The 13,340-nt window shown below is 39.4% G+C and carries 10 protein-coding genes; 4 read left to right on the top strand and 6 right to left on the bottom strand.

Annotation, left to right across the window (positions count from 1 at the left end; genetic code table 11):
* Nucleotides 1-143 precede the first annotated feature (143 nt).
* Nucleotides 144-1,862, top strand: a complete 1,719-nt coding sequence (gene cysI / locus GQR87_RS20700) for an assimilatory sulfite reductase (NADPH) hemoprotein subunit (RefSeq protein WP_158972573.1) — start codon at nt 144-146, stop codon at nt 1,860-1,862.
* 121 nt (nt 1,863-1,983) lie between these two features.
* Nucleotides 1,984-3,423, top strand: a complete 1,440-nt coding sequence (ccoG, locus tag GQR87_RS20695) for a cytochrome c oxidase accessory protein CcoG (protein ID WP_233267345.1) — start codon at nt 1,984-1,986, stop codon at nt 3,421-3,423.
* Nucleotides 3,424-3,745: 322 nt separating this feature from the next.
* Here ccoG and GQR87_RS20690 read toward each other — a convergent pair whose 3' ends face one another.
* From GQR87_RS20690 to GQR87_RS20675, 4 genes are read right to left on the bottom strand one after another with little or no spacing between them, the layout of a single operon-like run.
* Nucleotides 3,746-4,048: a hypothetical protein gene (locus tag GQR87_RS20690; protein ID WP_158972572.1), complete on the bottom strand. Its 303-nt coding sequence runs from the start codon at nt 4,046-4,048 to the stop codon at nt 3,746-3,748.
* A 2-nt stretch (nt 4,049-4,050) separates the two neighbouring features.
* Nucleotides 4,051-4,236 carry a hypothetical protein gene (locus GQR87_RS20685; protein WP_158972571.1) on the bottom strand — a complete coding sequence of 62 codons (186 nt, stop codon included), beginning with the start codon at nt 4,234-4,236 and terminating at the stop codon, nt 4,051-4,053.
* Nucleotides 4,233-6,794: a hypothetical protein gene (locus tag GQR87_RS20680; protein ID WP_158972570.1), complete on the bottom strand. Its 2,562-nt coding sequence runs from the start codon at nt 6,792-6,794 to the stop codon at nt 4,233-4,235. The genes GQR87_RS20685 and GQR87_RS20680 overlap by 4 nt, the downstream gene beginning before the upstream one ends.
* Nucleotides 6,794-7,879, bottom strand: coding sequence for a hypothetical protein (locus GQR87_RS20675; RefSeq protein WP_233267344.1), 1,086 nt, complete (start codon nt 7,877-7,879; stop codon nt 6,794-6,796). Before GQR87_RS20675 ends, GQR87_RS20680 begins: the two co-directional genes overlap by 1 nt.
* Before the next feature lie 246 nt (nt 7,880-8,125).
* Here GQR87_RS20675 and GQR87_RS20670 point away from each other — a divergent pair, with 246 nt between their 5' ends.
* Nucleotides 8,126-8,464, top strand: a complete 339-nt coding sequence (locus GQR87_RS20670; protein WP_158972569.1) for an FKBP-type peptidyl-prolyl cis-trans isomerase — start codon at nt 8,126-8,128, stop codon at nt 8,462-8,464.
* Between the two features lie 20 nt (nt 8,465-8,484).
* Entirely contained in the window at nt 8,485-9,126 is a 642-nt protein-coding gene (gene grxB / locus GQR87_RS20665; RefSeq protein ID WP_158972568.1) for a glutaredoxin 2, read from the top strand.
* 64 nt (nt 9,127-9,190) lie between these two features.
* Here grxB and GQR87_RS20660 read toward each other — a convergent pair whose 3' ends face one another.
* Nucleotides 9,191-12,232 (bottom strand): efflux RND transporter permease subunit, encoded by a 3,042-nt coding sequence (locus tag GQR87_RS20660; RefSeq protein WP_158972567.1) that lies wholly within the window; start codon nt 12,230-12,232, stop codon nt 9,191-9,193.
* Complete coding sequence (locus GQR87_RS20655) at nt 12,232-13,278, bottom strand: efflux RND transporter periplasmic adaptor subunit (protein WP_158972566.1); 1,047 nt, start codon at nt 13,276-13,278, stop codon at nt 12,232-12,234. Before GQR87_RS20655 ends, GQR87_RS20660 begins: the two co-directional genes overlap by 1 nt.
* Nucleotides 13,279-13,340 lie beyond the last annotated feature (62 nt).

Raw genomic sequence — 13,340 nt, 5'->3', positions numbered from 1 at the left:
ATACCCATTATTTTTTATTATTTTATACCTGTAATCATCATTCTGACACAGTTAAAATTTCTACACTCTGTTATGTATCCTTTGGCTAAGTGATACCGAATAACAATTAGTCTTTAACGCCGTACCCAACTGAAGGCAAAAAAATGACAACAAACAAAGATCCATTAGTAGTAAAAGGCACACTGTCAGATAACGAACGATTGAAAGCTCAAAGTCAGCATTTACGTGGCACTATTAAAGAAGACTTAGACGACATGATGACCGGGGGCTTCAACGGTGATAATTTTCAGCTCATTCGTTTTCATGGCATGTATCAACAAGATGATCGTGATCTTAGAGCTGAGCGCGCTAAACAAAAATTAGAGCCTCTACAAAACCTGATGTTAAGAGCCCGTTTACCGGGAGGGATTATTACGCCAAAGCAGTGGCTTGCAATTGATAGCTTTGCAGGTGAAAACACCATATATGGCAGTATTCGTCTTACTACTCGGCAAACTTTTCAATATCATGGAGTGCTTAAACCTAAGTTAAAAGCCATGCACCAATTATTGAGCAAGGCAGGCATTGATTCGATTGCAACAGCTGGCGATGTTAATCGTAATGTTCTGTGCACCTCAAACCCAGTAGAGTCTGAGGTACATCATCAGGCCTATGAATGGGCTAAAAAGATTAGTGAACACTTGCTTCCTAAAACTCGTGCTTATGCCGAAATCTGGTTAGATGGTGATAAAATTGAGTCAGTTAAATTAGAAGAAGAGCCAATTTTAGGTGGTAATTATTTACCAAGAAAATTTAAGACCGCAGTCGTTATTCCTCCCCAAAATGATGTCGATGTTCATGCTAACGACTTAAGCTTTGTGGCTATTTCTGAAAACAACAAATTAACTGGTTTTAACGTATTAGTGGGTGGTGGTTTAGCCATGACTCACGGTGATAAAAATACCTATCCACGCAAAGCTAGTGACTTTGGTTTTATATCATTAGATAAGGTATTAGCCGTAGCTGAAGCGGTAGTGACAACGCAACGTGATTGGGGTAACCGCACGGAACGTAAAAACGCCAAAACTAAATACACACTTGAACGTGTAGGTATAGACACGTTTAAACATGAAGTAGAACGACGTGCCAACACCGAATTTTCTGCATCAGAGCCTTATGAATTCACTGCTCGTGGTGACAGGATTGGTTGGGTTGAAGGTATCGATCAAAAATTCCACCTTACTCTATTTATTAATAGCGGCAGAATTTTAGATTTTCCTGATAAAGCACTAAAAACCGGTTGTGTTGAAATTGCTAAAATACACCCTGGCGACTTTCGTTTAACGGCCAATCAAAACTTAATTGTGGCAGGTGTCCCTGCTGATTTAAAAGACCAAATAGAAACGATTGCACGGCAACATGGTTTGATTTCAGAGCAGTTGAGTGTTCAACGACAAGATTCAATGGCGTGTGTTTCATTACCCACTTGTCCACTAGCTATGGCAGAGGCAGAACGTTATTTACCCGAAGCAGTCACCTTAGTTGAAAACATGCTTGAACAAAATGGTTTATCAGACGAGAGCATTATTTTTCGAATTTCTGGCTGTCCTAATGGTTGCTCTCGTGCCTTGTTGGCAGAAGTGGGGCTAGTTGGAAAAGGCCCTAAAAGATACAACGTATATCTAGGTGGCAATCGTCAAGGTACACGTATTCCAAAACTATACTTAGAGAACGCATCAGAACAGTTAATTATGTCGACTCTGGATGAGTTAATAAATAAATGGGCGATAGAAAGAATAGATAAAGAAGGTTTTGGCGACTTTGTTGTGCGCAGAAAAATTGTGCCTGAAGTCATTAATTCAGCCAAAGATTTTCATCTCTGATTTAATAAAACAAGTAATAACCTCAAATAGTAGATGCAATTAAGCAATTGATATTAAAGGTATTGATGGTGTTAAACCTAATTCAATCAATTCCAGCGCCGATAAAATAGAGACAGTTAACGTGGCAAACACACAAAAAATCATTCCTATTAAAATAATTGATGTCCCCCAAGCTACGGCTAGTCAAACAAGAGTACATATAGCCAAACCGGAACAGAACAAAATCTATGTACGCTCCGTCAAAGGCACTATTGAAACTTTTAGGCGTTTTTTTGGTGCGCTTTCCTTATTCATTTTTAGTGCTATACCCTGGTTAACTTATCAGGGGCAGCAGGCTATTTTATTAGATTTTAGCGAACAACGTTTTCGATTATTCAATATAACTTTATGGCCACAAGATCTGGTTCTAGTGTCTTGGATTTTTGTCATTGCCGCCTTTTTACTATTTTTCATAACAACTGTGGTAGGTAGAGTTTGGTGTGGTTTTATGTGTCCTCAAACCGTTTATACCTTCGTGTTTATCTGGTTAGAAGAAAAAATTGAAGGAACTCGAAATAAACGCATTCACTTAGACAAACAACATTGGAGTCTAAGTAAAGTGACAAAAAAAGTACTTAAACACAGCGCTTGGTTAGCTGTAGCGCTTTTCACTGCGATGACATTTGTCGGTTATTTTGTGTCAATTAAGCCTTTATTTATTAATTTCTTTACTTTCCAGAGCACTTTTTGGCCTGTGTTTTGGGTTCTGCTCTTTACCTTTTGCACCTATGCGAATGCCGGTTGGATGCGTGAAATAATGTGTACACATATGTGCCCTTATTCTAGATTTCAGTCAGCTATGTTTGACAGAGATACAAAAACTGTCACTTATGATCGTCAACGGGGTGAAAGTAGAGGTCCTCGTTCAAGAAAACTGTCCACAGATCAAGTCGCCGAAAAAGGTTTGGGTGATTGCATTGACTGTAACTTGTGTGTGCAGGTTTGCCCTACCGGTATTGATATTAGAAACGGTTTACAATACGAATGTATTAATTGTGGTGCCTGTGTGGATGCATGCAATAACGTTATGGATAATATGAATTATCCTAAAAATTTAATTAGCTTTACCTCTGAATCTCAATTAGCAGGCCAAAAAGCCAAGTTATTTAGGCCTAAAGTAATCGGCTACTTATTTGTGACTATGGTAATTCTTGCAGTCATGGCTTTGCAATTTAACGCTAGAACAGTGCTTGAACTTAATGTACTAAGAGATAGAACATCACTCTATCGAGAAAGTAATCAGGGGATGATTGAAAACATTTATACTTTGATCTTAATGAATAAATCACAGTCAAACATGACTGTTAGTATTGAGAAAAATGGATTAGCTTACGATAAATTAATTGGCGCTAAACATGTTGAATTGGCTGCAGGTGAATTACTACGACATCCTATTTCACTGACTGTTGAACCTAATATGTTAGATCAAGCCATAACCCCTTTTGAATTTGTGTTAAAAACCGATAGTGCTTCGGGGCAAGCTATAGAGGCTCGACAACAAACGACTTTTATTTATCAATAATAAAGGGATTAGTGTTGGATAATGATGGCTATCACCGCGAGGTGATAAGTCAGAAAAGTAAAAGGTGATTCATAAACTGTATGATAGGGACACTCAAGTTAATTTAAACAAACTTTGTGTAAGGCTTTCTGATTCACATTTCATTTCTTCGCTTGTTGTAGTTTTAGGCTTAGAATCTACCTAGCAAGGCGTTCATAGCCAGAGCTGTAACAAAGAAGAGAAAAGGTACTTTGCAGGGTTTCTAGCAGTTTACTTAGCTAGTACTTAGCTAGACACCCAGTTTACTTCGCCAGGGAAGGCGCACGTCTTCTACTTGGTATAACTACTCTGCTTTACCTTGTTTCTCGACCTTTAGTAGAGCCAACATCAACTCACGCTCTTTAGGCGATAGAGACTCTAGGGTTTTTGCAATGTTTGTTCTGTAACGCTTTAGGGTGTCTTTATCGCCAGCTATAGCCGCATCTAAGGTCTGTTCATATTTGCTCAGCAAGGCACTTAGTTTTTCGGTGTTTTCCATATTCGCAGTATGAGCTGAATAGGCTAAATACATCGCGCCACACAGGGCTAGAAATGTCATTGCATCAAATTTGAATGAGATAAATGATTGTTTCTTTGGTTCAGTCATATTTACGGTTCCATGGTTAGTGATATTTTTAATTTGAGTACTTCAACCTGCTGTGCGGCTGCGCCTAAGGCCTGACTTTCTTGATAAAATAAATACTGCATACCAGCAAACATCAGCACCATCAGCAGTACAAAAATCAGATTGTCTGCTATCCATTCTTTTACCCAATCAATTATCTTTGTTTTCATAACTTAGCCTTACAATTTGGCAGTTCTTCATAGGGAATAGTATTGGTTTCAATCGACTCGCTGATCATTTGTGCGCTCACAGTGCCAAGTACAAAACAGCGATATTTTTTGCTGCGTTCAAGTTCAAGCAGCACCAAGTTACTTTGGCCATTGTCACTTAGATTATTCAGTAAAGCTAATGTGGCTGGCCTGTCATTTAAGTAAATCACCATATTCCGCTCAAGGCGCTGCATAAGGGTTTCTTTGGCGATATCGCCTTGGGCCAGTTGTAACCAATAAGAGGGATCATCTACATTAGAAATATATTCCAGAGCTAGCGATTTCCAATCAGGCTTATAAAATAATCGTTGTTCGGCTATCAGTCCTATGTCGGTGTCTTGCATAAAGTTTGGCATGCTTACCTCAGCCACTTTTTTGTCCTCTAAGCGCACACCAAGATAGGCGCCTACATTCATATCTTGTTTAAGCAGAGTAATGTTGCTGTTAAATGGCTCACTTATTTCGCCGATATCAAGTAAGCCAGGTAAAAAGTCTAGGGTCGAATAAGCAAGGTTGTCGTAAGCCCGTAATGACAATGTTTGCGGTTTAGGCACTGCAATTAATTGGCCTTTTTCATTACGTGGTAAGGGTTGCTGTACAACTTGAGCTACTGCACGCACTAAATCTAAATCACGATAGGTTTTGAAAATACCATTTTCTAGATCCAGTACGTAACCGAAGCCGACGGTAAATGTTTTATCAAAGGTATCGACATCACTGAATTCTTCAGCAAAGGCCACCATCATGCCGTGATAGGAGTTTTTATCCAGCACCGATTTGGCCACGGGTATGCCAAAGGTCAGCACGCCAAATAACATGGCGATGACTAAGTAGACCTTGCTACGTGTCCAAAGGTACATGCCTAATTTAATGAACAACAATAAAATGGCTAATAAGCTTGCAGCAATGCTCACAGGGGGAATAACCGCAAGTTTGACTGCATCTTTACCTAGTTGGAACATACTGCCACCAGTCGAGAAGGCCGCTGTTGCAGCGGTGGATGTGACCATTTTAATAAAGGAGATATTATCTTGGCTGGCAAGCCACATTTTTTTGTAGCGACTTTCTGCAATAGTGGGAGTAAAACTATCCATGTAATAAGGCCCAAGTGCTGCTTTTGCTAAATACTGAATTTCAGTTAAACGGGCGAAATCAACTCGGTCAATGCCAGTTTCTAAGACACCACCAAAACTTGAACCATCTTGATATTTAACCCACAACTTCTCTGCTCGACCTTGATATTTATGGATGATGGCTTGGCGCAACGCCCGCATTTCATTCATGTTCCAGTCTTTTCCGAGGTGTACGTCGTTTTCTTTAAACAAGTTGATCGCCAAGTTGGTTGCTACCTGAGACTGGCTGTATTCTTGGTATTCCATCTCTTCTGAAACCCCATAAGCGCGATACAAATATGCCTCGCGCCCACGGTTAAACATACCCATTAACTGGTATTTAGACTTCAACATCTTGGTTAAATTAACTTTTTCTGGAGTTAAGTAAACCCCAAAGCGCTCACCATCTTCAAAGGTTAAGTTATTTATATATTTAGCGAATTCAGCTTTGTAAAAATCTTTACACTCGCGGTCACATTTTGAGCTTTGATATTTGTCACGAATATCGCGATACACTTTCACTACAGTTTCATTTTCGGCGTAGTCTTTGCGATAGTCACTGGCATTTAATAACGCTTCAGAGAAGGTTTTCCATTGCTGATTAATACGTTCATTTGCTTGGTTTAAAAGTGCAGTGCGCTCTTGTTCAATCAAGGCAAAGTTATTCTCTCGTCTAGAGGCTTCTATATAGACCTTGCTAGCGTCTTTATAACTGGCCCATTCTTTTTTATAAAGGCTGTCAAATTTGCGAATGCGCGGTAATGCTTCTTTAGTAAAGATTTCTTCTTGACGATTTTGTAAGAATACATCCGCCATATTTTGCAAATTCGATTCAATCAGGTGATTAAACCCAGCGGAAAAATAAGCCAATGAAGGAATTAGCGCCACCATTAAATCTTTACGCTGGGGATCATTAACAATCTCGTCAAATTCAGGAAAACCCTCTATGGTCACTGCCTCAGCTAAGTAAGCTTCTTTATAAACGATAGCTCTGACTGCACTGAGCTTTTTATCGTTTGAGGTACCCTCTACCATTCCGTCAATACCAAGGCGTAATGCTGGAATGATCAAAGCCCACAATAAAATAAAGGCGATAGGCCGATACAACCATTTAGCTGCATTACTAATACCCGGTTGTTCTTGGCCTGCAGCAGAGCCACTAAAAAAGTTAAACATATGCCCAGGTACAAAAGAAATAATACCCAGCGCTAAACCAAAACCCGATAAAGTACGGCCAAATAATTCCAAACGCTCTGCTGTTAATTGATGCTCTCCAAACACGTCTTGCAATGGTTTGGCGTACATATCAATCAGCAATAAGTTAAGAGACAGCTCAAGGCATACATAAATGACGAATAGCCCAAGGAGTGCCAGTATTTTTCCTTGGCCAGAAAGTTTATTTAACATTAGTTACCTTGTTTGCGCATTGTGGCTTTTTTACGTTTGAATTCGCTTGCAGCGTCTTGCTTGCGATCTTCGCAATACTTAAACAAGGGGTCTGATGATTCAAGGCGACTGCATCGACTCCCTGACTTCATTTTGTAATAAGTCGAATACTTAAGTTCATCGCCATTTATGGTGAGATATTGGCCAGATTTGAATAGCTTTTGTTGTTTATTTAATTGAGTGAAATCAGCATTTGACGGCAGAATATTGACCACAGAGGCTAAATCGGATTTTTTAGAATTAGTACTAAATACATTATTGGGTGGTGGTACAAAATTATGCACCTGCATGCAGGCCATCAAAGGCTTGTCGTGTACCACAATAGCAGACACTTGAGCATTAGCAGTTAAGTCAAGAGTGAAAAAAGTTCTGTCTTGAGCTGTAGAAGTTGCCAAGGGGCTGGCTAAATATAAGTGACTTACAGACGCGTAATTATGTACAGCGCGATAACCAGCCTGCTCAACCTGATTTGAATACACATTAGGTACCACAATATAGGTACGCTTTGCTGTGAATAATGACTTAACGCTTTCCAGCAAATCCGCTAGTTCGGCGGTGCTAACACTCGGTGGCGGCCTGACAAAAAATGAATCATTTGGCGTAGCAAGTGGATTTAATACGGTTGCAATAAAGCTAAGATCAAATTCATCGCTAAACTGTGCAAAGTCATAGTCGGTACTGACTACTTTCCACATACCGTTTACCAAAGCGACATCCACATAAAAGCCTGAATACAAATCTTGATGTTGTCCAATGTAAGGTGGCAATTTAGTGTTAGTCACCCGATACAGGATGTCGGCTTGACACATATCTTTCATCACGGGCAATACATCACCATTATCAGCTATCATCAAATTACGACTTAATAAGGCATTTTGAAGCAATTTATACTTGGCTTGCGAACTACCATGAGCAGGAAATGTATGATTGATCGTAATCGCGTTCGAATACGCATCTGGACGTTTATCAACTGCACAACCAGAAATAACAAACATCGAAAATAGATAAAGTGTAAAAAGTAGCAGGGGGGGACGGGAAATCACCATAAATTCCATTATTTTCAATATTTGCGCACAACATAAAGCAGCTAAATTTGTATTGCAAATCAAAGTGTTAATTAGATCTGCAGGGGGGATTATATGTGATTAAAAATTGCTCGAAATAATAGGGTATTGTTTAATAAAACAACTTTATTGCTTGGACATTATTATTTTTATCCGCTTATCCTCTGCCGATTTTTGTCGAAAAATGCTATTTTACTTGCCTGATTGGCAGTAAACGAAAAACTCACTATGCAAGAACAAATTAAAATAGAAGACCTAGTTGAAGGGACAGGTAAAGCTGCCGAGCGTGGTGCGCTCATCACTGCGCATTATCGAGGCTTTTTAGCTGATGGCACTGAATTTGATTCGTCCCATAAAAAACAACAAGCCTTTCAAGTTGTGTTAAGTAACAAACGAGTAATACAAGGTTGGATTTTAGGCTTAAACGGCATGAAAGTAGGTGGCAAGCGTCGAATTTGGGTGCCGGCAACCTTAGCTTATGGCGAAAGAAAAATAGGCAATATGATCCCAGCTAATTCAGACCTCACATTTGAAATTGAGCTACTAGAAGTGCTCACCAGAGATTAATCTATTATAGGTAACCCAAGATGAAATTATTCCAATACCACCATTGCCCTTACTGTGTCAGAGCTGACATGGTGGCTAATTATAAAAACGTTAGCCATGAAAAAGTCTATTTATTAAATGATGATGAACAAAGCTGTTATGACTTAATAGATGCCAAAGTGGTGCCTATTTTACAGTTTGATGATGGTTCAGTGATGAAAGAGAGTTTAGACATAGTGCTTAAACTTAATGAACTGGGTGATAAAAGTAAGGTGATTACAGCTAAAAACAAATGGCATGAATACGAACAACTGTTTGCCGATGTAAAACCTTCAACCCGGATTTTGACTTATCCTCGTACTATTTTGATTGGTTTACCTGAATTTGCAACACAATCTGCTAAAGATTATTTTCAAGCTAAAAAAGAAGCCATGATAGATATGCCTTTTGAACAAGCAATAATCGAATCGGCACAACATATAGAATTGGTTAATGGGCTATTAGCCAAGCTTCCAGAGTTAGCTATCAATGAAACTTTAGCTATGGACGACGTGTTATTGTTTCCCATGTTACGCAATTTGAGCATGGTTAAAGGTTTACGTTTCCAACAGCAAACTCTGCTTTATATGCAACATATTGCTACTTTGACTCAGAGTGAATTGTATTTTAGTAAAGCCCTTTAAGCCCATCCCCGTAAAATTTACTCACCCCAAATAAACAACTGGGGTGAGTAACAACATCTGCTGTTTAATATGCTTTGTAAGGGATACGGAAGAACAAACTATAAAATACTGGCACTGCCACTAAGGTTAATAAAGTCGCAAAAGCCAAACCGCCCATAATGGTCACCGACATATCGGCAAAGAATGGGTCAAATAACAAAGGCATCACCCCTAATATAGTGGTGATCGCAGCCAAAGCTACGGGCCGTAAACGGCTAACACTGGCCTCAATTAAGCCTTGTAACGGCGGTTTACCTTCAGCAATTTGTAAGTCAATCTCTTCCAGCAACACTATGGCATTCTTGATTAACATGCCAAATAGACTCAAAAACCCCAGCAAGGACATAAAGCCGAATGGCATATCTGCGGTTAGTAGGCCTGCAACTACTCCGACAATGGCCATAGGCACTATCAACCAAATAATTAACGGCTGACGTACCCGACCAAACAACAACACACTAATTAAAAACATCACTAAGAAACCTAGGGGTAAACCTGCACCTAAGGCTTTCTGTGCGTCATTAGCGGTTTCAAATTCACCACCAAACTCTAAAGAATATCCAGCAGGTAACGGGATTGCTTCAATTTTTTGTTTCACTCGAGTAAAGGCCGCTCCGGCTGTTTCATCTAATCCTGGCTCTGCTGATACGGTGATAGTGCGTACTCTATCTCGACGTTGTATAAGTAACTCTTCGCTTTCATATTGAATGCCGCTAGAGACCTGTTGAAACGGAATATAACGTCTTTGGCTACTGCTCCAGACCAAACTATTTTTTAAGTCGCTTAAGTCAGGTTCAGTGTCTAATCTATTTTTCGCTATGATGGGATACAAATAATCACCAAACTGCAGTTGGCCAATACGTAATCCATTACTAGCAAACTGGATAGCTTCAGAAAAATCGAGTCTAGACACGCCAGCTAAACCGGCTGTTATTTCGTCATATTGTGGAGTGACAATAAAACCTTTTTCCCGCCAGTCATCTCGAATATTTTGAATCGAGGGATCAGCAAAATATATATCTTTTGCTTGTTGCGCTAATTCTCTGAGTATTTGAGGATCTGAGCCAGAAAACCTAGCCTGTAATTTGGCTGGCGCCGAGGGGCCAAATTGCATCACTTTTACATAAAAATGGCCATCCTTATCAACAGAGGCTAATTGCTCAGTTAGCTGTTTGGCTATGTTAGGAATATCTTCTGCGTTGTTGACCCGGATCAAAAATAAACCATAACTTTCATTGGGCATTTCTGGGCCGTATAACAAGGTAAATCGCTCAGCACCACGACCGACAAAACTGGCGACAGATTTTACATGCTCATTGCCTAAAATAATTTGTTCGCCTAACTTCATGTTGGCTTCAGTGGCACGTATATCTCTGTCTTGAGGGCTCCAATAATTAACAAAAAAGATAGGAGCGTTAGAAGGTGGGAAAAATCCTTGTTTGATAAAACCAAAACTGGCGTAGGCACTAACGGTGATAACAATCAGTACCATTAAACTTATCCAGCGAAAGCGCAGAGCCTGCTTTAAAAATGCTAAATAACCTAAAGAAAAACCAGAAAGTTTAGGTTCTGCTTTTTGATCGGCCCCTACTTTATAAAAATATTTGCCTAATAATGGGGTTAAAGTCACTGCAAATATCCAACTGAGCATTAATGAAATCAATACTACCGCGTACAGAGAAAACAAAAACTCCCCAGTGGCATCATTTGAGAGGCCAATTCCTGAAAATGCCATTATGCCAATTACAGTGGCGCCTAGCAGAGGCCATTGTGTTCGTTTGACTATAAAGCTGGCCGCTTCTAATGCTGATTTTCCTTTAGCCATTCGCATCATCATACCTTCGGCGACCACTATGGCATTATCCACTAACATACCCATAGCTATCACCATGGCACCTAATGAAATACGCTGTAAGCGCAAATCATATAACCACATCACTAATACTGTTCCTAATACGGTAATTAACAAAGTGACGCCAACCACTACGCCAGAACGCCAGCCCATGAATATACAGAGGGCTAACGCCACCACCATTACCGACACTTCTAAGTTAAGAACAAAACCATCAACCGCTTCTTCTACTATGCCTGCTTGGTCATACAACAAGTCAACTTCTATGCCTGCCGGTAAGCTAGCCAATATTTCATCTACTTTGTCATTAACCTTGTGACCGACTTCTACAATATTGACGTCGACTTTAGCTGATACGGCAAAAGTAATGGCATCTTGACCGTTATAACGCATGACACTCTGTGGTATTTCTACTGGTTGAATACTGATTTCAGCTATGTCTTTTAATTTAATAGAAGCGTTGTTGCCCGGTAACACTATAGATAAGTTACCAATCTCTTGAATTTGATCTGAAGAATCAGCCAGTGAAATCCTCACTTGTTTGCCTTCAATTAATAAGCGACCGCCATCAAATGGGCGTAAATTATTGTTTAACAAAGCGGTTATATCAGGAAAAGATAAGCCTAAACCTGCAATTTGGTAGGTATCAAAGGTGGCAACAATTTCTTCTTGCAGAATACCATTTACGTCGACCTTGGCAACACCATCAATTGTCAGTAGTTCACGTCTAATAATTCGTGAAAACTCTCGCACTTGATAAGGGCTAAAATCAGGGGCAGTTAATGCATAATAAAGTCCATACACATCACCAAAATCATCTATAACTGTTGGGGTCGACGTACCTAAAGGTAAAGATGTACTTAAGTCAGATAAACGTTTTCTTAATTCATCCCATATCTGTGGCAGTTGATCTGTATTGTAATGAGATAATACCTCCACTCGAATTTGAGACACACCTGGTTTGCTGGTCGATTTTAAGCGTTTTAATTGCGGCATTTTTTGCAGGGCAATTTCAATTTGTTCGGTTAACTCTTTTTCAACTTTTTCAGCACTGGCACCAGGATAATAAGTCATTATCATGGATTCTTTGATGGTAAAGGCAGGATCTTCTAAGCGGCCAATATTTTGTAACGCAATTAGACCACCAATCACACAGACTAAAGCCACTAGCCAAATATTGACAGATCTAGTTAGAGAATAACGTGCAATATCCATTAATTTTCTGCCTTATATTCTCTAACTGCTAATCCTTCTCGCATATAACTAACACCGGCAGAAATAACTTTTTCACCCTCGGTTAAGCCGCTATTTAGCAAAGCATATTTATTTGCGATGCCGGAAATTTTAATATCTCGTTTATTAACTAAGTTAGTATTGGTATTCAGTATCCATACCGCAAAACCAGACTTTTTATCACCAAACACAGCAGTTACAGGTATGCCTATCACTTGTTTGTTTTTTGAATTTGATTGAATATTTACCATAGCTCTAGAGCCGGGTATTAATAAGGATTCTTGAGCATTGTCAATGGCAAAGATGACGTTATAAGTTTGAGTAATAGGATCAGGCACAGCTTCATGTTCTACATAGTGGATTTTATAGATTTCATTTTCCAAGCCAACAATTCTAGCGGTGGCTTGCAGATCCCTATTACCATGATTTAAGGTCATCAAACGTTCGGGTACATCAAAAGAGAAATATAAAGTAGAGCGATCTTGAATAGTGGCGACAGAATTTCCCATTTGCACATAACTATTGTTTTCAATATATCTGTCTGAAACAAAACCATCAAATGGAGCCGTTATCTTGGTATAACTTAAGTCCTGCTTAGCATTGTTTAAATCTAGCAAAGTAGTTTCGAACAAAGATTGCGCATTGTCATAAGCACTATGGGATACCCCGCCTGTTTTATATAAGGCTTCAATCCGTTTTAGATCATTGGTTGCCACTTGATGACGTACTTGTTTATCTTTTACTTTACGTTCGTATGGGGCGGGATCAATTTGAGCGAGTACTTGCCCCTTAGCCACTTTTTTACCTTTGACTAAATTAGTTTCAATTAAGCGGCCTGCCACTTCGAATCTGAGCTCAACATTCTTTACTGCAGACACAACTGCGGGGAATTCATGATTTGCATTGTTTTGTTGTTTCATAGCAGTAAAGGTTTGTACTACTAATGGCGCCTCTTCTTGACTAACAACAGCCTCTTCAGAACAGCCTAACAAAGCCATCACTAGGCTTATTAAAATCCACTGTTTCATTTTGAACCCTCAAATAATATGTCATAAGCCAATAGGCTGAATTAAGAAACCTGATGTTAACA

Source organism: Paraglaciecola sp. L3A3 (assembly GCF_009796765.1).
Lineage (GTDB): Bacteria > Pseudomonadota > Gammaproteobacteria > Enterobacterales > Alteromonadaceae > Paraglaciecola.
This window is presented reverse-complemented; position numbering and strand designations above follow the sequence as displayed.

Coding starts and splice junctions, on each gene's coding strand:
- cysI (WP_158972573.1), top strand. CDS start 144: ATGACAACAAACAAAGATCCATTAGTAGTAAAAGGCACACTGTCAGAT.
- GQR87_RS20690 (WP_158972572.1), bottom strand. CDS start 4,048: ATGACTGAACCAAAGAAACAATCATTTATCTCATTCAAATTTGATGCA.
- GQR87_RS20685 (WP_158972571.1), bottom strand. CDS start 4,236: ATGAAAACAAAGATAATTGATTGGGTAAAAGAATGGATAGCAGACAAT.
- GQR87_RS20680 (WP_158972570.1), bottom strand. CDS start 6,794: ATGTTAAATAAACTTTCTGGCCAAGGAAAAATACTGGCACTCCTTGGG.
- GQR87_RS20675 (WP_233267344.1), bottom strand. CDS start 7,879: ATGGTGATTTCCCGTCCCCCCCTGCTACTTTTTACACTTTATCTATTT.
- GQR87_RS20670 (WP_158972569.1), top strand. CDS start 8,126: ATGCAAGAACAAATTAAAATAGAAGACCTAGTTGAAGGGACAGGTAAA.
- grxB (WP_158972568.1), top strand. CDS start 8,485: ATGAAATTATTCCAATACCACCATTGCCCTTACTGTGTCAGAGCTGAC.
- GQR87_RS20660 (WP_158972567.1), bottom strand. CDS start 12,232: ATGGATATTGCACGTTATTCTCTAACTAGATCTGTCAATATTTGGCTA.
- GQR87_RS20655 (WP_158972566.1), bottom strand. CDS start 13,278: ATGAAACAGTGGATTTTAATAAGCCTAGTGATGGCTTTGTTAGGCTGT.